The following is a 20,115-nucleotide window of genomic DNA, read 5'->3' on the forward strand; positions in this document are numbered from 1 at the left end:
ACGCCCTACCTGAAACTCACACCGCAAAACCTGGAACTTTAAACCTGAAACCCGACGCGTCACGAACGGTACCGGGTAGGGCTGCTCGGATCCGGTCCGAACGGCCCGATGGACGGATTCGCCGAAACATGTAATTAGTTAAGAGTGACGATATATCAATATAATACGTCGCGTCCATCAAGAGGTCCAATCAAGTAGGGCTAGAATGTCAACGCCATTGATGGCCTCTCCCTCCGTTCTTGTATCCTGCCTGGTTGACGGTCGGCTTCTACACCGGCTCTCTCTTTCCAATTGTGTCTCGCGATGGAATGTGGTCGTTGTGGTCGATGACAACGGTGGTGCTGAATATGAATGAGCAACGCCATCAAGGACAGAAGAGATCCTGCGTCGGTGAAGGTGCCCCAGCGGATTTCTGTCAGTGTATCCGGGCCATCATCGAGGGGACATGCGATGCGATGTTCATTAAAGATCGGGATGGCCGTTACCGGCTGTGTAATGCCTCGACGGCTCAGTTCATCGGCAAGCGATCAGAGGACATCATCGGGCAGGACGACTATGCGCTGTTTCCAGTGAGGGCTGCGGAGTCAATCAGAGAACAGGACCGGCTGGTGATGGTCGGAGCCAAGGTCGTCACATTTGAGGAAACGCTTGCGATGCCCGGCGGAGAGTTGCGGACCTTTCTCAGTACCAAAGGCCCGCTGTTCGATTCTGAGCGGCAGGTGTGCGGGTTGTTCGGCATCTCTCGAGACATTACCGAACGGAAGAGGGTAGAAGAGGCCTTACGCGAAGCGAATACTGCGGTTGAGCTTGCGATGGAGGGCATTTCGAAGCTCGATCGTGCCGGGCGCTATCTGTTTGTGAATGCACCATATGCGGCGCTGTTGGGCTATCGTCCTGAGGAGTTGGTCGGACAATCCTGGGAAATTACGGTGCATCCGGAGGACCGGTCGGCTGTTGGGGCGGCATTCAGCCGGATGCTCGCGGTCGGGAAGGCAGAAGGCGAGTTCAGAGGAATCCGAAAAGACGGCACCGTATTCGATCAGTACGTCGTCATCGTGAAACCGCAGAGCGAGGCGAAAGCGCTGTCGGGTCACTACTGCTTTGCCAAGGATGTGACCGAACGCAAGCTCACGGAGAGACGAGAGCAGGCGACGCAGCGACTGTTGGCGTCGATCACTCGTGTGCAATCGTTGTTTATCGACAATGAAAAGCCCGACGCGGTGTTTGACATCATGTTACGGGAATTGCTGCAGCTGACGGAGAGTGAATATGGATGGATCGGAGAAGTACGGCCTGACGAAGATCAGCCTGTCTTGAGGACCTCCGAGGTCACCAACATCGCCTGGAACAACGAGACTCGCACATTCTTGGCTCATCAGGCACCCATGCTCGAATTCAGGCATCTCAAGACCCTCTTCGGCCACATCATGACGAGCGGCCAGCCTGTGATAGCCAACGATCCGGCCCACGATCCACGGGTGGGTGGGATGCTCCCTGGCTACCGACCGATGCACGCGATTTTGAGCCTGCCGTTCTCCCATGGCGGAGTCATGACGGGGATGGTCTGCATCGCCAATCGGCCTGGTGGGTATGACGAGGCGCTGGTCGCCTACCTCCAACCGTTCCTCGGAACCTGTGGGCAAGTAGTCGAGGGCCTTCGCAGCAAGCGTCTGCGGAGCGAGGCTGAGCAGGCGCTCCGCATGAGTGAGGATCGGTTTCGGGTGGCTATGCAAGGAACCAATGACGGCATCTGGGACTGGGATCTTCGCACGGACAAAGTCTATTTCTCCGAGCGTTGGAAGACCATGCTTGGATATGAAGATCACGAGATTGCCGACCTCTACAGTGAGTGGGAATCCCGTCTCCACCCGGGCGATCAGCCTCGAGCATTAGCCGAGCTGCATCATTACTTACAGACTCAGGTGGGTGCCTATGATGTGGAGTTTCGATTCCGAAAGAAGGACGGCACCTATTGTTGGATCCAGGCGCGAGGGAAAGCACTGTGGGATGCCGAGGGGCATCCCACTCGTATGGCAGGGTCTCACACGGAGATTACGGAGCGCAAATGGGAAGAAGCGCTTCAGAATGCCGAGAGGCAGACGTTGGAATTGGTGGCCAAGGGGCGGCCTCTCAACGATGTGTTAGAGTTCCTATGCCGTGCGGTCGAGGCACAGACGGCGCCGATGCTCTGCGCCGTCATGCTGGCCAGCAAGGAGGGAACGCAGTTGTTGTCTGCAGCGGCACCCAGTCTTCCTGATGTCTACAATCGACTTGTTCGTGTGGTTCCCATCGGTCCCATGATCGGCTCCTGTGGAAGCGCCGCCCATTTCAGGAAACCTGTGTTCGTCGCCGACATTGCGACCGACCTCCTGTGGAAAGACTATGCACAGCTCGCGCTGCCTCATGGGCTGAAGGCCTGTTGGTCGCAGCCGATCTTGAGTTCCACCGGTATCCTGTTCGGCACCTTTGCCGCATACTTTCGAGAACAGAGGGCACCGCAACAGAAGGATCTCAGGTTGATAGAGCGGGCCAGCCACATTGCCGCACTCGCCATTGAACATGCTCGTACCCTGGAAGCATTGAAGGAAAGTGAGAGACGATTCCACGCATTTATGCAGCACAGTCCGGCGGTCACATTTATCAAGGATAGGGATGGGCGTCACCTCTTCGTCAATGCTTGGTTTGAACAGCTGTTCGGGATGTCCAGTGAGGAGGCCGTCGCAAAGACGGTCTTCGATTTCTTGCCGAATGATACTGCGGCACGGGTGCATGGGGGCGACCAACGGGTGATGGCATCCGGTCAACCGATGGAACTTGAAGAAACGATTCCCACCGTAGGAGGCCGGCCCAAACATTGGCTCACGATCAAGTTTCCTTTGGAGACGGAGCAAGGAAGGTTGCTCGGTGGTATCGGGATCGACATCACGGAACGGAAGAGGCTCGAACGAGCGAGTCAGGATCAACACGATCGTCTTCGCTTGGCGATGGACATTGCCAAATTGGCCACCTGGGATTGGAATATCCTCACCAATCAGGTCATCTGGTCAGAGAACTGTGAAGAAGTGAAGGGGCTGCCTCGAGGCTCGTTCGATGGGACGTTTGAGGCCTATCAACGGTTGGTGTACCCGGAAGATCTGCCGGGGCTGCATGCGGACATTGAGCAGGCACTCAGCGGTCAGAAGCCCTACCACACGGAGCATCGGATCGTGCCGCCGACCGGCGAGATGCAGTGGCTCGAGGGCAACGGTGTGGTCTATCGAGACGAGCTGGGCCGGCCCATCCGGATGGTGGGCACCGTGAGAAACATCACCGAACAGAAACGCGTTGAGCAGACCTTGCGGGTGAACGAGGAACGGTATGCCAGGGCCACGGCGGTGGGACAAGTTGGAGTCTGGGAATTGGATGTGCGAGCTGGCACGTACTACGGAGACAGGAATCTGAAAGCCATGTTCGGGTATCACCTCGACGAGCTGTCCGCCGATCCCTACGCCTGGCTCAACGTTGTGCATCCGGACGATCAATCCATTGCCATGACTCATTGGCAACGAATCGCGAGGGGCGAAGTCGACGACTACCAGTATGAATTGCGCATGGTCAGAAAAGACGGCACGGTTATCTGGACCGATGTGCGAGGTCATGCCGTTCGTGATCCTGCCGGACAGGTGACGCATCTCATCGGCGCCACCGTCGATATCTCTGACCGCAAGCGGATGGAAGACGCCCTGCGGGCTAGTGAGGAGCGGCACCGGAGTGTCGTGGCGGCGATGGCGGAAGGAGTTGTCATTCTGGATGGGCGTGGGATTATCCGCTCATGTAACGCCAGTGCCTGCCGGATTCTGGGACTGACCGAAGAGCAGGTGTTAGGCTGCACATCGCTCGATCCTCAGTGGCGCGCGATCCACGAAGACGGCTCGCCGTTTCCAGGCGACACCCATCCGGTGATGAAAACGCTTCGAACCGGCCGCGCTTCCGAGAACGTCGTCATGGGTGTGCATCGGCCCGACGGGTCGATCGTGTGGCTTTCGATCAACACGCAGCCCATTACCTCGGGCTTGGAACAGCCGCTGCTCGGCGTGGTCGCGTCGTTTCGTGACATCACCAGGCAGAGGCAGCGGGAAGCGGACCTGAAACTGTTTCGAACCTTGCTGGACCAAGTGACGGATTCCATCGAGGTCATCGATCCCTCCAGCGGACGGTTTCTAGACGGCAATCGGCAGTCGCATGAGAGCCTCGGCTATACGCGGGAGGAATTGTCGAATTTGACCGTACCGGACATCGACCCCCTGGTCACGAGCCCTGTTTTTCATGAGTATATGCAGCATCTGCGGGAAACAGATGTTCCCTTGCGGGTCGAAAGTGTGCATCTGCGCAAAGACGGTACGACCTTTCCCGTAGAAGTCGTCGCCCAGATCATCCGTCACCAGAACGAGTATTATGTGGTTGCCGTCGTGCGCGATATCACCGAACGCAAACGATCGGAAGCGGCTCTGCGGGACAGCGAGGAACGTCTGCGTACCTTGTACGATGATAATCCCTCCATGTACTTCACGGTGGCGCCGGATGGCACGATTCTGTCTGTGAACCGCTTCGGAGCTCAGCAGTTGGGGTATCATTCGGATGAGCTGATCGGCGGACGAGTTTTCGACATCGTGTATGAAGAGGACACAGCGTTCGTTCTTCAGGAACTGGCCCAGGCTTTCGCCGGTGCGACAGGCAGCATCGAGTCATTGGAGTTCAGGAAACGAACAAAGGAAGGGACGATCATCTGGGTGCGAGAGCGCTTGCGGATTGTGCGTACGGAAGAGGCGGGGTCAGTGGCGCTCATCGTCAGCGAAGACATCTCCGCCAGAAAAAAGATTGAGGCGGTGCTGGCCGAGCGGGAGGAGCATTTGCGGCTGTTCATCGAGCACAGCCCGGTTGCGCTGGCGATGTTCGACCAAGAGATGCGGTATCTCGCCGTCAGTCAGCGCTGGAGAGAGGATTATCAGCTTGGTGATCAACCGCTGCTCGGCCGAAGCCACTATGAGGTCTTTCCGGAGGTGCCTGAGCGGTGGAAAGCCATTCATCGCCGATGTTTGGCCGGCGCCGTTGAGAGTTGCAAGGAGGATCCTTTTGGTCGGCTTGATGGCCGCACGAATTGGTCACACTGGGAGATCCGTCCGTGGCTGAGGTCTGAAGGGACCGTCGGCGGGATCGTGATTTTTTCGGAAGACATCACGGCCCGCAAACAGGCGGAAATCGCAGCCTATGAAAGTGAGGAGCGGTTTACGTTGGCCGTTCGCGCGACAAACGATGGGATCTGGGATTGGAATATTCTGACAGGAGAACAGCATTGGTCCGGCCGTCACTTTGAACTGTTCGGACTTCAGTCAAGCGAGGTCGTCTCGACCTATGCCTCGTGGAGGGCTCTGGTGCATCCGGATGATGTCGATCGGGTAGGCCAAGCCATGTGTCATCACCTCGGCATGTGCGAACCCTACGATGTCGAAGTGCGAGTGAAGATAAACAACGGTGGGTATCGCTGGTTCCGCGACCGCGGCCAGGCGGTGTGGGATGCCTCAGGTCGTCCAATCCGCATGGTCGGATCGATTTCCGATATCACGGAGCAGAGGAATGCCGAGCAGGCTTTGCGGGTCGCGCATGCTGAACTCGAACAACGAGTTGCCGAGCGCACGGAACAGCTCGCCTTGACAAATCGGTCGCTTCAGAAAGAGATCGTTGAGCGCACCAAAGCGGAGGAGGCGATCCGTGAGAGTGAATTGCGATACAAGTTGCTGACAGAAGCGACATTCGATGGCATTGCCATTCACGATCAGGGGGTTTTGCTTGAGGTCAATCCAGGTTTGGAACGGATGTTCGGCTATCAACCGGGTGAACTGCTCGGCCGATCAATCTTGGATCTCATTGCCGAGGAGTCTCTCGACCGAGTCGCCGCCAATATGCGGGATGGTGTGAGAGGACCGTATGAAGCCATCGCGTGCCGCAAGGACGGCACCACCTTTCCCGGTGAAGTCGTGGTCAGGCCCTATCACTATCGCGGAAAGGAAGTTCGTTTGGTGGCAGGCCGCGATATTACGGAGAGGAAGCATCTTGAGGTTGAACGGCTGCGACGGACGGAAGAGCTCGAATGTCAGATCGCCGAACGGACCGCCGAGATCGCCAAGCTGGAATCGCAGCGCGCACAGGCGGAAAAGCTGGCGGCGATGGGTCGCCTCGCGGCCGGTGTCGCGCATGAAATCAACAATCCGATCGCCGGGATCAAAAACGCCTTTACGCTCGTCCGGCAGGCGATCGATCCGACCCATCCGAGCGCGGAGTTCGTCGGGCTGATCGATCGTGAGATTGCTCGTGTGGCCTCGATCATCCAGAATATGTACCAACTCTGTCGACCGGAGACTCGCTCAGGCGAGATGGTGGATGTCCGAATCCTGGTGACGGATCTGGAGGCGTTGCTCACGCCGCTGCTGCAGCAACGGCGGCTGAAGTTCGTCGTCGATCTGATGTCCGCCCCCCGATGGCTCTGCGTGCCGAGGGGGGATCTTATGCAAGTCATGCTGAATTTGCTGACGAATGCCATTGAGTGCTCGCCCGAAGGGAGTCCGATCACGCTCAGCCTGCGGGAAGAGGCCGATGGAGTTCGGTTGGTGGTGAGGGACCAGGGGGGCGGTATTGCGCCGGAGTATCTGCCGCACATCTTCGATCCCTTTTATACGACGAAGACCGGGCGGGATCAGAAGGGGATGGGGCTCGGTCTGTCCGTCTCGCAGAGTTTGGTGCAGGCGATGGGTGGAACGATTGAGGTCGACACGCAGGTCCACTGCGGATCGACGTTCACCATGTGCTTGCCACGGGATAGGGTGGGAGCAAAAGTGTAACGTTTCAGGTTTGAAGTTTCGTGTTGTCGGACAACCTGAAATTCGGAATATGAAGCACCAGAAAAACGTGAAGAATCGAACATGAAACATTGAACCGAAACTCGAAATCCAAAACTTTACAATCACACCGGAGGTCATGATCTATGTTGACTGACGCACCGAGAATGCTCTTGGCGGATGATGAAGAGACGTTTCGTCGCTCGACGGCCAGACTGTTTGAGCAAGAGGGGTATCGCTGCGATTGCGCGGTGGATTCCGACGAGGCCGGGCGGTTGCTGACGAAGGAGCACGATGTGCTTATTTCCGATATCCGCATGCCGGGGAACATGCAGTTTGAATTTCTCCGGGACGTCCGCAGCCGCTTTCCGATGTTGCCGATCGTACTTGTGACGGGCTATCCCTCGGTTCAGACCGCCGTGGAGTCTCTACGTCTCTCGTTCACCGATTATCTGCTGAAGCCGGTAGATTGGCCGGATCTGCGGCGGGCGGTGGGCGAGGCGGTGAAAAAGACGACGATGCTGCGGATGACCGCCGCCCTGCGCGAGGAAGCGAAACGATTGGTCGCGTCACTGGAGCATTTGAATCACGATCTCCCGCCGATGGGAAGCGGTACCAACGAGTCGGAGTTGGCTTGGTCGCTGGATACCTATCTCGCGCAATGCTTTGCCCAGATGGCCGTTTTGTCCGATAGACTCCGGTCTGTGCTGACGAGCCAATTCCAAGGCCATGCCGAGGCGCCCATCGATGTGTGCCGAATGATGGAGTGCCCCAGACTCACGACCTATCGAGCCGCGCTCGAGGGGACGATCGAGGTGCTCGCAAAGACAAAAAACTCCTTCCGCTCCAAGGATCTGGGATTGCTCCGGGAAAAAATCGAACAGGTGCTTCGCGAGGAGATATGAACCTGGTTTCAGGGGACGTTTCGGGTTATCGGACAACCTGAACTGTGAAACGGTCATGGGTGGAAGCCTGAGGTTCAAGTTGGAGGAGGCGTCTCCCGCTTAGTATCTCGGACCTCCGATTCTTCAACATACGACGCTTCACGGTATTGTCCGATAACTTTCAACTCGAAACCTCTTCTCTCCCACCGCTTAGGATTTCCTCGCTCATACCGATAAGGTGTCAGACAAGACAAGAGCCGTCGGTTTGAGCAGGAGGCTCAGACCGCCTGAACGTGTAGGAGCAAGACCTGCCAGTGGAAGGCGCAGTCCTGTGTCCTCTGATGAGGACGTCAGGCGTGCGCCCTTTTTGTCTGTCGAACGGAATAGATTCCCACGCCGTTCTAGGCGCGGTTCTTCATTGATGACGAGTGGGGCTCGTCCTGCTTCACAGGATTCCGCTCTCGCCCCCGCTCAAAGAGGGGAAGAGGGGTAAATTCATTCCCTAGGCAGGGCACTGCAGCTGTAAAGCCGCAACGCTTCACGTCGGCACCAGGGGCAGGCCCCACCGATTGTTGTGGGTTTTGATGAAGTGTCTTGCAGGGGCTCTCTTGTGTGCTGTGCTCCGTCCTCAGCCATCGCTTGGTCAGGGAAAATCAATAGTCCCAAGTAAATATTAAATAGTAAGGCGGTCATGCCTTGCCATGAAGACTCCTTCCGCATCGGTTCACGTCCTCACTATTATTTCAGCCTAAAGAATTACCATCGAGAGGCCGATAGTGTTGTTGAGGAAGATAAGCCGTTCTCAATTGGATGAGGGCGGGCCTGACTTAGGAAAAGGGGGCGTTCGATGATGAGACGAGTCTACGCTGGAGTTGGACTGATCATTCTTCTGAGCGGGTATCTGGGATTCTTCGTGCCGGATGCGCATGCGATTCCAGCATTTTCGAGAAAGTACGACGTGTCCTGTAATACTTGTCACGTGCCGAGCTTCCCTAAATTGAACGATTTTGGGAACCGATTTCGTGACAGTGGATACCAGATGGATTCGGATGATGACCTGCCGACCGGGCTACATATGGCGTATTGGCCGGTCTCACTGCGCACGTCGGTTGGGTATCAAACGAGTTCGATCAATCATCTCGGCGTAGGGAACCCGGCCACGAGTACGGTCGGCGCCTCCACCGGAGGATTTGGGTTTACCATTCTGGATATTCTGGCGTTTGGGACGATTATGAAAGATGTGTCCTACGGTGTCATCTATACCCCGGGTCTGGGAAGCGCGGGGTTCGGCACCGGCAGGACCGACGGAGATCTGGAGGCGGCGTTTATTCGCTTGAATAACGTGATGGGGACCAGCCTCTTGAACATCAAAGTCGGAAAATATGAGTTGGATCTTCCCTTCAGTGAACACCGGAGTCCCACCCTCAACACGCCCTTTGTCATGTATCACTATCGGTCGGGAACTCCGTTCAGTCGTATCACCGCCAACCCACTTGGCAATCCGCAGTATGGGAACGCCAATGATTTTGCGCTGGGGGACAATCAGCCAGGCATGGAACTGTTCGGCACCAAGGATATCGAGCTGGTCGATGGAACGTTCCGCTACTCGTTGAATGTCGTGTCGTCCAATGTCACGAACGTCGGCGGGTCTGGCGGCGGGCGTGCGCTTCAATTTTATGGTCATGCGACACAATCATTCAAAGGATACGGCATCGTGGACGGGCAACGGATCGGCGTATTCGGTATGTTTGGACGGGCGCCCACGGCGGCCAATCCCGCAATCGCAGGAGTGGACCAAAACGGCACAGGAGAGCAAAGCCGCACGTTTTCGCGGATCGGGGTCGACTTCAGTTTAACCGCGTTGTCCAAGGTGAATGTATTCGGGGCCTACATGATCGCCAACGACTCGGCCAATCTCTTTCGGTCGCAGGGAATCCTGAACGCGCAAGCGTCTCGATGGAACGGAGGATTTGTGGAGGTCGACTACAACTTCGTCATCCCGGCCGTCGCCTATTACCGATTCGACTGGATCAGGAATAATTTCCAAGGAGATCCGACATTCGACAAGAAATTCGGGAATGTGGAGTCGCACACCATTGCGATGCGATACCACCTCTATCAGAGCAAGCGCACCGCGCTGTCTTTCCATGGAGAGTTCTCGCATACGAAGACGACAAAGACCGGCGCGTTTGGAGAGGATCAAGTCGCGCGTGTCGGGTTTGTCGGCATGGACTTCTCGTTCTAAGGGAGAAGATGAAGGCTGCATCGATCAGCAAGGAGTATTTGGATGAATACACGTACGATATGGGGATGGCTGGCCTGTTGTGCGATCGGAGTGATTGGGAGCGGGATGGTGCTTGCCGCAGAGCGTGATCCGCTGAAACCACGTGTGCCGGATAGTGACTTGGCCGCCGCACAAAAACTGTCGAACCCCGTGGCATCGTCACCCGATACGACCGCCAAAGGGAAGGCCCTCTATGAATCGAAAGGCACGTGTTTTAAATGTCACGGGCTGAAAGGGATCGGCGACGGCCCGCTTGCGAAGAATCTGAAGCCTTCTCCCAGGAGTTTTGTGAACGCGGAGTGGCAGAAAACTCGCACGGACGGTGAGATGTTTTGGGTCATCAAGAACGGCAGCCCCGGAACCGGCATGGTCTCGCTCATTCCGTCGGATATTAACGATGAAGAGGCCTGGACGATCATCCACTACGTGCGCACACTCAAGTGAACTGAGATTGTTGAACATCTGTCACACCCCCGACCTATTATGAAACATTGGTCTGTAGGAATTCGTCTAGGGCTTGGGTTCGCATTCATCTTATCCGGATTGCTGGCCATAGCCGGCGTCTCGCGCTGGGCCATCCTGACATTGTCGGATACGATCACAAGCTTGTATCAGGACAACGCCGTCGCCGGCACCGAGCTGGCGAAAATGAGTACCGCCCTGCTGCGGTACCGAAATCAGGTCATTCAAATCATCGGGGTGCAAAGCAAGGACGACTTTCAGGAAATGCAGGCAGAGCTCCCGAAGCTTGAAACCGACGTCCGGCAATATCTGACTGCATACAAAGGCCATACCAAGGGGACATCCGGTGCACACGAGGAAAAGGCAGAATCTGTCACGGTGGAAAAAGGTATTGAAGATTATTTCGCGCTGGAGAAGCGAACGATCGATCGTATGAAATCCTCAATGGAGGCGGGAGACTCGAAGGAAACCGAACGTCTCAGGCAGGCGGCTATTCAGAATTCATTCTATGGTGCCGGACCGACCATGAATATGGCGGGTGAATCGCTGGACCAATTGCTCAGCACGGTGGCCCAGATCGCAGCTGATTCCAAACAGACGGGTGAAGAGACGATCGCCAAAGCTCAAACTATTTTACTTGGGGTATTCGGGGTCTGTCTTCTGCTCGGGACGCTCATTGCGCGTCTTCTCTCGGTGAGTATTACTCGACCATTGAAGACGTTGAGTCATGCCGTTGCGCTGATAGCAAGCGGCAATCTCAAGGCGCGGTCTGAGGTGATGGCTCGAGACGAAATGGGCATGCTAGCCGGGGCGTTCAACGACATGGGGGACAAGCTGGAACAGGCTGCCGCCAAGCAGCAGGAAATGGTCAGTACTCTCAATAACGCCAAAGCCAACCTCGTCATCTGTGACCGGAATCTCTGTATCACCTACGTGAACAAAGGCGCGGAGGAGACGTTTGGAAAGCTTGCGGACGTGCTGCGACGGATTGTTCCGACGTTTGATCCAATCCGGTTGCTGGGTGGGTGTGTGAAGCCGTTGCTGGAAGGATCTCGGGAGTTGCAAGGGGGGCTCGACAATCCGCAGCGCCTCCCGGCCCGAGAGGATGTCCGACTCGGGCCCTTACTCTTGGATATTCGGTTGAGCGGCCTGACATCGGGTAGCGGTGAGATTCTCGGCTATACGATGGAGTGGGTCAATGTCTCGGATGTGCGTCAAGCTGAACGGACCGTCGTCAGGATGCAATCGGCGCTTGAGCATGCGGGAACGAATTTTATGTTGGTGGATGAGCAAGAACTGGTGATGTTCTTGAATAAGGCCGCCCGTGAATCGTTGAAGCGATTGGAGCGCGACCTCGGAACTGAGATCTCTGGATTCAATGCCGACCGGCTCCTCGGTCAATCCATTCGCTCATTCTTTAAAGACGAAGGAGTTCTCAATCGATTGATCGCTGAGCTTGGACCCCAAGCCGTCCGACATGCTGAAATCACGTTGGGAAGCAGAGTGTTCGACTATCAAATGCGGGGGGTGTTCAGCGCCCAAGGCGAAAGATTAGCCTATGTGATCGAATGGCGTGATGTGACGCAGGAGCGCAGGACCCAGTGCCTCATCGATGATCTGGTTCAGGGGGCGACACAAGGGCGGCTTTCTGATCGTATGGCTCTGGAGGAGCTGGACGGAGTGTATCTTTCGATGTCGAAAAATATGAATCGACTGTTGGACGCCATCTCGGTCCCGATGAAGGAAGTCGGGCTGGTGATGAAAGCGTTGTCCTCATGCGATCTGACGGTGACAATGACCGGTCAGTATGCCGGCGAGTTTGAAGCGATGAAGCAAAGTCTCAACGAGGGTATGTATAACCTGACTCAAACTGTGGTCGGCGTCCGTGAGGCAGTCGAGAGTGTGGCGGCCGGGGCGGAGGGCATCACCAATGGGAATGAAGATCTTTCGCGGCGGACGAGCGAACAAGCCGGATCGCTGGAAGAGACCAGTGCATCAATGGAGGAAATGACCGCCATTGTGAAGCAAAATGCCGATAATGCCAAGCAGGCGAATCAGTTGGCGATCGCCGCACGCGATACAGCGGATAAGGGCGGTATCGTGACAAAACGGGCCGTCGATGCGATGGGGGAGATCAACAAGAGCAGCAAGAAGATCGCCGATATCATCACGGTGATCGATGAGATCGCGTTCCAGACGAATCTGTTGGCGTTGAATGCGGCGGTGGAGGCTGCACGGGCAGGTGAACATGGCCGAGGGTTTGCGGTGGTCGCGGCAGAGGTGCGCAACCTAGCGCAGCGCTCGGCCATGGCGGCCAAGGAAATCAAGGGCTTGATCAATGAATCGATCCAACGAGTCACGGAAGGAAGCGCGCTGGTGGATCAATCAGGGAAGACGTTAGAGGACATCGTGCATTCAGTGAAGCACGTGAGCGACATCATCGCGGAAATCACGGCCGCATCGCAGGAACAGGCGAGCGGGATTGATCAGGTCAACAAGGCCATCATGGCGATGGACCAGACGACCCAGCAGAACACCACCCTTGTCGAAGAGTTGGCGAGTACGACCAAATCGGTACAAGAGCAGACCCGAGAGCTCTACCACCGAGTCTTGGGGTTCAAAATTGGGAACTCTGAAGCGGAAAAGGCTTCGATGCCGGCCGTTCATTCACTGAGAACGTTCGTCGCAGAAACCATCGACCGCAGCTATAAGCATCAGGACGGCAACTCTCGGATGACCTCAATGAAGAGGCCCAGATTACGAGATGTCTCGCACCTCCCTGGACATGCGACAGCGGGTGCATCGACGCCCCTTAAGTTGGCGGACGGACCTCGCACGGACCGCTATCAAGATTCCGGGTTCGAGGAATTTTGAGTGTTCGAACACATAATCATGGTGAGCTCTCGGCTCGTATACGGAAGAAATCGATAGGGTTGTTGCTGAAGAATGTCGCCATTGTGCTATTCGTTTTTCTCGCATATCGATGTGTATCTCGTTCACGATATCTCATGCTGAATCTAAAGGAGTAATCGATGGCTCATAAAGATGAAATCACCAAAGCAATTGCCGCGCACGGCATGTGGAAAACGCGCCTGACGCAAGCCATTGAAAGCGGAAAAATGGATACACCCGTTGATACGGTTCGTATGGATGATCAGTGCGCGTTTGGTAAATGGCTGTACGGCGCATCACTGGACGCGAAAGATAAAACCTCTCCTCAATATGAAGAAGTTAAGAAACTTCACGCACACTTTCATCAAGTAGCTGCTCAGGTCGTCGAATTGGCATTGAACGGGAAGAAACAGAAGGCTCTACAGCTGGTGTCGTTGGATGGTGAGTATACAAAAATATCTTCCAAGCTCACCGCATCAATGTCCGTATGGGTCAAGAAGATGGCAGCGTAGGCATTTTCTCACAACGAATCGCCATGTCTTGACCACTCATCGAATCTTACCATGTTGCTCTATAGGTTCAGCTGGTTTAGTCCATATCATCCGAGATACGCTCGAACGGTCGGGGAGGTCGCTCCATTTTCTGCCGGAGTTGCATACACCACTCCATAAAGCAGCATAGTCGAATGTCCATCGGAGAACATCCCCAGGACACAAGGGTTCTGAGGGACCTCTCGTGAAATCCATAGGAAAACAGGCATCTCTGCTCTTATAAGCAATTTGCCCTGCCTTCTGGCCTGTTGGCGACGATGTGGGAAAAGAAGATGACCTCCGGTCGGAGGATGTCTGGCTGTTCTTGAGCCGATATCGACTCTATCACCGCAAGCTCGTTTTAATCGCCTTCGGTAAAGAATCGACAGCAACCGACCGATAAAGCCAAGACTTCGCAGGAGTGGGTAGGAACTTGGCGCGGGTCCTCCACCCAATGGATTGCTCATGGACTATGGCATTACCTCAGATGAGTTTCTCCGTTTCCGCAAGTTGATCTACGACGAAAGCGGTATCTCGCTCGGCGATCAAAAACAAACGCTGTTGGCGTCTCGGCTGTCCAAACGCTTGCGAGATCTTGGGCTGACAACCTTCACAGAATATTATGAGCGGGTCACGGGTGACCTCACCAAGGAGGAGTTCACCCGGATGTTGGACCTGATCTCGACCAACAAGACCGACTTTTTCAGAGAGCCAAAACATTTCGATTATCTGCGTGAGCGGATTCTTCCTGAATTGGGTAAGGAAAAACACATTCGTATTTGGTCCTCCGCGTGCTCGACCGGGGAAGAGCCCTACACGATCGCCATGACGCTCTACGAAAGTGTCTCTGACCCTCAATGCTGGGACTTCAAAATTCTGGCATCTGATCTTTCAACCAGGGTCTTGGCGAAAGCGGCGGCGGGTCTGTATGAGGCAGAACGCATGCGGGACGTGCCGCCGGAGATCGTGAAGCGGCATTTCCTACGGGGGCATGGCGAGCGGGAAGGGTTCTTGAAGGTCAAGCCTCATCTGGCATCGATGATCCAGTTCCGGCGGTTGAACCTCATGGATGATCGATTCCCGATTAAGAGCCCGTTGGATCTCATTTTTTGCCGGAATGTCATGATCTATTTCGATCGCCCCACTCAGGAGCAACTCGTCAACAAGTTCCATCGATATCTGAAGCCTGGGGGCTATTTGTTCATCGGTCATTCCGAGAGCCTGCAGTGGGTGCAGCACCCTTTCAAGGTTATGGGCCCCACCATCTACCGGAAGGATTGCTAGTCGCATGGCATTGAGTGAGACGAACACGTTTTCGCATATCCGCCGGATGCGAGATAACCGGTTTCCCCATGAGATCGCGGCGATCTTGCCGGGAGAGTTCTTTGTCAGTTCCACTCCCATGATTGTGTACACCGTGCTCGGGTCCTGTATTTCTGCCTGCATCCGTGATCCAGTCATGGGTGTGGGCGGAATGAATCATTTCATGTTGCCGAAACCAAAGGATGGAGGAAACGATTCCTGGGGGGAATCGACTCGATACGGCTCCTATGCCATGGAGTCGTTGATCAATGAAATCTTGAAGCTGGGCGGCATGAAGAGTCGGTTGGAAGTCAAGCTGTTCGGGGCTGGGAAAATCTACGAGGGGAATATCGACGTCGGGGCTCGAAACGCCGAATGGGTGCTTGCCTTTCTTAAAACAGAGGGGCTCAAGGCGGTGAAAACGGATTTGGGAGACGTCTGCCCGCGTAAAGTCTATTATTTTACGGATTCCGGCCGCGTGCTTCTGAAAAAGATCGAGCGGTTAAAGAACAAAACCATTCTTGAGCGTGAAAACGAATATGCCACAAAGATCCAAACGATCGAGAAGCCGGTGGAGGATGATGTCACGCTCTTCTGAACGACACAAAACGGTGCGTGCCTCGGAGTCAGCCGCTTTATGAACGACGTGAGACGAGGAGAACGATGAAAAAAATTCGCGTCCTCAACGTGGATGATTCGGCATTGATGCGCCAGGTGCTGGCGTCGTTGCTCGCGAAGGATCCGGAGATCGAAGTCATCGGTGCGGCACCTGATCCCTACGTGGCTCGCGAAAAGATCAAGGCGTTGAATCCCGATGTGATCACGCTTGATGTTGAAATGCCGCGGATGGACGGGATCACGTTCCTCGAAAAACTCATGCGTGGGCACCCGATGCCTGTCGTAATGGTGAGTTCCCTTACCGAAGCAGGGTGTCAAACGACGCTCCGAGCCTTGGAGCTCGGTGCGGTTGATTTTATCACTAAGCCGAAAATCGACCTCCGTGAGGGAATGGATGAAGTGGCGCAGGATCTGATTGCAAAGGTCAAGACGGCTGCCTGTGCCAATCTGAAACGCCAGCCGCTCGGAAATGGCACTAAAGCGTCCCCTCAGCCGAACCAGGCGTCGGTTTGCAATGGATCGCAGGCCATGATCAAGACGACTGATACCATCATCGCGATCGGTTCCTCTACCGGAGGGACGGAGGCCGTGAAAGACGTGTTGGAGGTCCTTCCTCCCAATACGCCTCCGATCTTGATTACACAACACATGCCTGAACGGTTCACAAAAACATGGGCTGACCGGATGAACGGACTCTGTCGAATCTCCGTTAAGGAGGCAAAAGATGGAGACAGCGTGTTGCCGGGACATGCCCTGGTCGCTCCTGGCGGGTATCATATGGCGCTGGAACGGAGCGGCGCCCGGTATACCGTTCGGATCAATCAGGATCCTCCGGTGAATCGACATCGACCATCGGTGGATGTGCTGTTTGCTTCCGTGGCGCGGTATGCCGGTGCCAATGCCGTCGGGGTTATCTTGACCGGGATGGGGGGAGATGGTGCAAAGGAGTTATTGACGATGAAACAGGCCGGTGCGTTTACGATCGCTCAAGATGAGGCGAGCTGTGTCGTATTCGGCATGCCGAAGGAGGCGATCAAGCTTGGAGGTGTGGATCAGGTGCTCTCTCTAGGAGATATCGCCGGCGCAATCTTGACACATGTGAGCCGTTGAGGACTGTTGAGGTGGGAGACCCTGCTTGAATGGGTCGACCATAACGGGTTTGATGCATAAGGCCACGGCCTCTGCTCAAGCCGTGTGAGTGAGCGGGAAGTGCCAATCTGACTGATCTGAATGAAGGAGGTTACTATGGCGATGCAGGCGAAAGAGCGCCCTGTCTTGAATGGCGTGGTGCTCGAATTGGCCGGGGATCTCACCTATGCCAATCGTGAGCAATTTAAAACGGCGGTGGAAGCGGTTCGGCAAAAAGGCTGTCGGCATCTGATTCTGAATATGGCTGAAGTTCGTTTTGTCGATAGCTCGGGGCTTGGTCTGCTGGCGCTTGTGTCTCAGAATTTCAAGTTAAGTCAGGGAAAGGTCAGCATGCTGAAACCGCAAAGTTATGTGCGTGAAATCATGAGCCTTGCGAATATCCAGAAACTAATCCCTGTGTATGACAATGAGCAGGATGCATTGGCTGCTCAGCAGAAAGCGGCTTAGGCGTGAAGCGTGTCTCGTGTTCCCAAATCAGCTGAGATACATTCTTACTCCGTCCTGTGCTTCACGCTCTCACGAGAGATACCTCATGCCGAACACATCCATGCAGGTTATCGAAGACGCATGCGAAACATGAAGGGCCACTGATGCCGTCAACATCGGTTGAACCAACAGGTCAGGTGACGGGGCCGACCGTGCTCATCATAGACGATGAGCCGACGGTGCGTGTCGCCTTGGCGGCTCGACTCAAACGGCTTGGGTATCGGGTCCTGCAGGCTGATGACGGCAAGGCCGGGTTGGAAATGCTCCGCCGCGAGCGCCCGGATTTGACGATCTTGGATTGGATGATGCCTGAAATGGATGGCCCGTCGTTCTGTGAAGTCGTTCGTCAGGATTCGGAACTTCTGTCAAGTCAAATTCTGATGATGACGAGCAACGATCAACCGGAGCAGATTGCGGAAGGGTTGGCTCGCGGGGCGGATGATTTTCTCAGCAAGGCCGCTAGTAAATATGAAATCACGGCTCGTGTGCAAGCCGGAATACGCGCCGCGAGTCTGATCAGGCGTCTGGAAGATGTGACCGCAGAGATTCGCCGGAAGCAGGACACACTTGAACGCGAGTTGCAGTCGGCGGCTCGGTATGTCGAGTCGCTGCTTCCTACGTCAGGAGCCATCGGCCCAGGCGTGGACATGGTTTGTGTGTATCGACCATCACTCGGGTTAGGCGGAGACCTCTTTAACGTGGTTCCGTGGAAGGATGACTTATTGGGACTGTATCTGCTTGATGCGTCGGGGCATGGTGTTTCGCCGGCGTTGCGATCCGCCTCCTTTTCCACGTTTCTTCGCCGCGAGAGCTTGATTCGTCATGTCGGGTCGAGTGATCCTGGGGCGATCCTGACCGAAGCCAACAAGCACTTTCCTCTCACGGAGAACGGACACTATTTCACGATTGTGTTTGCGACGCTCGATGTCCGCTCTCATACCCTCTCTTACGCGACAGCGGGGCATAGTGGGGTATTTCTTCACCGTAAGTCCGGCGAGGTCTGTTGGATGGCAAAACCGAATCTTCCGTTGGGATTCGATTCGTCGACGGTATACGGCACCGAGGTGCTTTCGATCGAACAGGGTGATCGACTGTATGTTCTGAGTGACGGGCTCTATGAGGTGCCGGACGCAACAGGCAATCTGTGGGGGCAAGAGCGTCTGGAGGAGGTTGTTCGTACGCTCGGCCCTAGGCCTCTGAGGGAGGTGTTATCCAGTGTTCTCAACGAGGCGGTTCGATGGCTGGGGCATGAACAATTTCCGGACGATGTGGCGGTCATGGCGGTGGAATTGAGTGAGGTGCGGTCTCATGAGTGATCGCCTGCATCATGGCCCGGTCTTCAGCCTCGAAGAGGCGCTTGCCCGCGTGGACCATGACCGAGAGACGTTCCTGATGCTGATTGAACTGTTTCTGGAGCATGGTCCAAAAGATTTGGCTCAAGCGCGGACGGCTTTGACCGCAGGGGACGCTCTCGCAGTCGCGCGATCAAGTCATCGGTTGAAGGGAGCGATCTTACAGTTTTGTGCTCCGGCCGCGCTTCAGGCCTGCAAAGAATTGGAAGAGTCCGCAAAAGCCGGAAATCTGACGCAGAGTGAGGAACTCTATGCCACGTTGGAACAGGAGGTCCAGCGTCTGCTCTCCGATCTGTGTCCGATCCGTGACCAAGGGATGGCTGCATGAACACGCCGTTACCAGTCGATCATCTCTTGATCATTGATCCCTGCGTGGATACCCAATCTCGTATCGCTCGCTATGTGCAAGGCCGAGGGTTTTCGGTTATGAGCGTCCCTGACTCTGTGGCTGCCATGGCCAAGATTGAGTCGGCCGCTCCGGATATCGTGATCACCGATATGTTTCTTCCGCAGGGTGCCGGATTGGCGCTGGTCAAGGAACTCAAGACTCGGCATGAGTCATGCCCGGTGATCGTTATGGGGTACGATGTGCCGGAGCCGGTAATCGTCGAGGCGCTACGCGGCGGGGCGATCGATTATCTCCATAAGCCCGTTACGGAGGAAGAACTGTTCTGTGTGCTGCAGCGTGCCCGAGACTTTCTGCCCTGTCATCCTCTGGATGTGCCGGGTGCTCGGCAATTTGACTATGAATTGACCGTTGATTCCGATCCCCGGTATATCCCCGGTGTCATTTCGTGGCTCCTCAAGATGACCGCTTCTGCGTTACCGCCGGTCCAGAGAGTCCATATTCGAGGTGCGCTGCAGGAGGTGCTCTTCAATGCCGTTGAGCATGGGAATCTTGAGATTCAGTCGCGTGAAAAGCAGGAGGCCTTGGCCAATGGGTGCTATGATCAGTTGTTGGCGCAACGCTTAGCGCAGGCTCGTCTCAGGAACCGCCTGGTGAGGATCCGTGTGTTCCATGAGCGGAGTGACAACCATCTGGAGTATCGGATCACCGATGAGGGAACGGGTTTCCCTTGGCGGACTGTGCTGGCGCGTTCTCATGAGATGTGCGAATCCGATGGCGCGAGCGGCCGTGGGATTTTTTTGGCGAAAGCTCTCTTCCCAAGCCTCACGTACAATGATCCCGGGAATGAGGTCACGCTCACAGTGCCGCTCGGCGACTGAGACGCAACAGTCCTTGTTTCGAGTTGTGTGTTTCTGGTCTTTCGACAAGAAACGCGC

The 20,115-nt window shown here is 55.5% G+C and carries 13 protein-coding genes; all 13 read left to right on the plus strand.

The features are described 5' to 3' along the window. The first annotated feature begins 347 nt into the window (after positions 1 to 347). On the plus strand, positions 348 to 6,875 hold the full coding sequence (locus tag ACYX34_RS16030; RefSeq protein ID WP_462077580.1) for a PAS domain S-box protein: 6,528 nt from the start codon (positions 348 to 350) through the stop codon (positions 6,873 to 6,875). 143 nt (positions 6,876 to 7,018) lie between these two features. Further along, the gene (locus ACYX34_RS16035) at positions 7,019 to 7,777 is read left to right on the plus strand and encodes a response regulator (protein ID WP_462077581.1); all 759 of its coding nucleotides are present in this window, start codon (positions 7,019 to 7,021) and stop codon (positions 7,775 to 7,777) included. A gap of 826 nt (positions 7,778 to 8,603) precedes the next feature. Further along, complete coding sequence (locus tag ACYX34_RS16040; protein ID WP_462077582.1) at positions 8,604 to 10,001, plus strand: hypothetical protein; 1,398 nt, start codon at positions 8,604 to 8,606, stop codon at positions 9,999 to 10,001. A 42-nt stretch (positions 10,002 to 10,043) separates the two neighbouring features. Further along, on the plus strand, positions 10,044 to 10,484 hold the full coding sequence (locus ACYX34_RS16045; RefSeq protein WP_462077583.1) for a c-type cytochrome: 441 nt from the start codon (positions 10,044 to 10,046) through the stop codon (positions 10,482 to 10,484). Positions 10,485 to 10,523: 39 nt separating this feature from the next. Continuing rightward, positions 10,524 to 13,376 (plus strand): methyl-accepting chemotaxis protein, encoded by a 2,853-nt coding sequence (locus ACYX34_RS16050; protein WP_462077584.1) that lies wholly within the window; start codon positions 10,524 to 10,526, stop codon positions 13,374 to 13,376. Between the two features lie 158 nt (positions 13,377 to 13,534). After that, complete coding sequence (locus tag ACYX34_RS16055; RefSeq protein WP_462077585.1) at positions 13,535 to 13,906, plus strand: CZB domain-containing protein; 372 nt, start codon at positions 13,535 to 13,537, stop codon at positions 13,904 to 13,906. A 483-nt stretch (positions 13,907 to 14,389) separates the two neighbouring features. Next, positions 14,390 to 15,208 (plus strand): CheR family methyltransferase, encoded by an 819-nt coding sequence (locus ACYX34_RS16060; RefSeq protein WP_462077586.1) that lies wholly within the window; start codon positions 14,390 to 14,392, stop codon positions 15,206 to 15,208. Positions 15,209 to 15,212: 4 nt separating this feature from the next. Then, entirely contained in the window at positions 15,213 to 15,824 is a 612-nt protein-coding gene (gene cheD / locus ACYX34_RS16065) for a chemoreceptor glutamine deamidase CheD (RefSeq protein WP_462077587.1), read from the plus strand. Positions 15,825 to 15,889: 65 nt separating this feature from the next. Further along, positions 15,890 to 16,954 (plus strand): protein-glutamate methylesterase/protein-glutamine glutaminase, encoded by a 1,065-nt coding sequence (locus ACYX34_RS16070; protein ID WP_462077588.1) that lies wholly within the window; start codon positions 15,890 to 15,892, stop codon positions 16,952 to 16,954. 135 nt (positions 16,955 to 17,089) lie between these two features. Continuing rightward, positions 17,090 to 17,440, plus strand: a complete 351-nt coding sequence (locus ACYX34_RS16075; RefSeq protein ID WP_462077589.1) for an STAS domain-containing protein — start codon at positions 17,090 to 17,092, stop codon at positions 17,438 to 17,440. Between the two features lie 143 nt (positions 17,441 to 17,583). Then, entirely contained in the window at positions 17,584 to 18,795 is a 1,212-nt protein-coding gene (locus ACYX34_RS16080) for a PP2C family protein-serine/threonine phosphatase (protein ID WP_462077590.1), read from the plus strand. Beyond that, positions 18,788 to 19,159 carry an Hpt domain-containing protein gene (locus ACYX34_RS16085; RefSeq protein WP_462077591.1) on the plus strand — a complete coding sequence of 124 codons (372 nt, stop codon included), beginning with the start codon at positions 18,788 to 18,790 and terminating at the stop codon, positions 19,157 to 19,159. Before ACYX34_RS16080 ends, ACYX34_RS16085 begins: the two co-directional genes overlap by 8 nt. Continuing rightward, entirely contained in the window at positions 19,156 to 20,058 is a 903-nt protein-coding gene (locus tag ACYX34_RS16090) for an ATP-binding protein (protein WP_462077592.1), read from the plus strand. Before ACYX34_RS16085 ends, ACYX34_RS16090 begins: the two co-directional genes overlap by 4 nt. Positions 20,059 to 20,115 lie beyond the last annotated feature (57 nt).

The sequence above is a fragment of the Nitrospira sp. CMX1 genome (assembly GCF_054902215.1).

Coding starts and splice junctions, on each gene's coding strand:
- ACYX34_RS16030 (WP_462077580.1), top strand. CDS start 348: ATGAATGAGCAACGCCATCAAGGACAGAAGAGATCCTGCGTCGGTGAA.
- ACYX34_RS16045 (WP_462077583.1), top strand. CDS start 10,044: ATGAATACACGTACGATATGGGGATGGCTGGCCTGTTGTGCGATCGGA.
- ACYX34_RS16055 (WP_462077585.1), top strand. CDS start 13,535: ATGGCTCATAAAGATGAAATCACCAAAGCAATTGCCGCGCACGGCATG.
- ACYX34_RS16060 (WP_462077586.1), top strand. CDS start 14,390: ATGGACTATGGCATTACCTCAGATGAGTTTCTCCGTTTCCGCAAGTTG.
- ACYX34_RS16075 (WP_462077589.1), top strand. CDS start 17,090: ATGGCGATGCAGGCGAAAGAGCGCCCTGTCTTGAATGGCGTGGTGCTC.
- ACYX34_RS16050 (WP_462077584.1), top strand. CDS start 10,524: ATGAAACATTGGTCTGTAGGAATTCGTCTAGGGCTTGGGTTCGCATTC.
- ACYX34_RS16085 (WP_462077591.1), top strand. CDS start 18,788: ATGAGTGATCGCCTGCATCATGGCCCGGTCTTCAGCCTCGAAGAGGCG.
- ACYX34_RS16080 (WP_462077590.1), top strand. CDS start 17,584: ATGCCGTCAACATCGGTTGAACCAACAGGTCAGGTGACGGGGCCGACC.
- ACYX34_RS16040 (WP_462077582.1), top strand. CDS start 8,604: ATGATGAGACGAGTCTACGCTGGAGTTGGACTGATCATTCTTCTGAGC.
- ACYX34_RS16035 (WP_462077581.1), top strand. CDS start 7,019: ATGTTGACTGACGCACCGAGAATGCTCTTGGCGGATGATGAAGAGACG.
- ACYX34_RS16070 (WP_462077588.1), top strand. CDS start 15,890: ATGAAAAAAATTCGCGTCCTCAACGTGGATGATTCGGCATTGATGCGC.
- ACYX34_RS16090 (WP_462077592.1), top strand. CDS start 19,156: ATGAACACGCCGTTACCAGTCGATCATCTCTTGATCATTGATCCCTGC.
- cheD (WP_462077587.1), top strand. CDS start 15,213: ATGGCATTGAGTGAGACGAACACGTTTTCGCATATCCGCCGGATGCGA.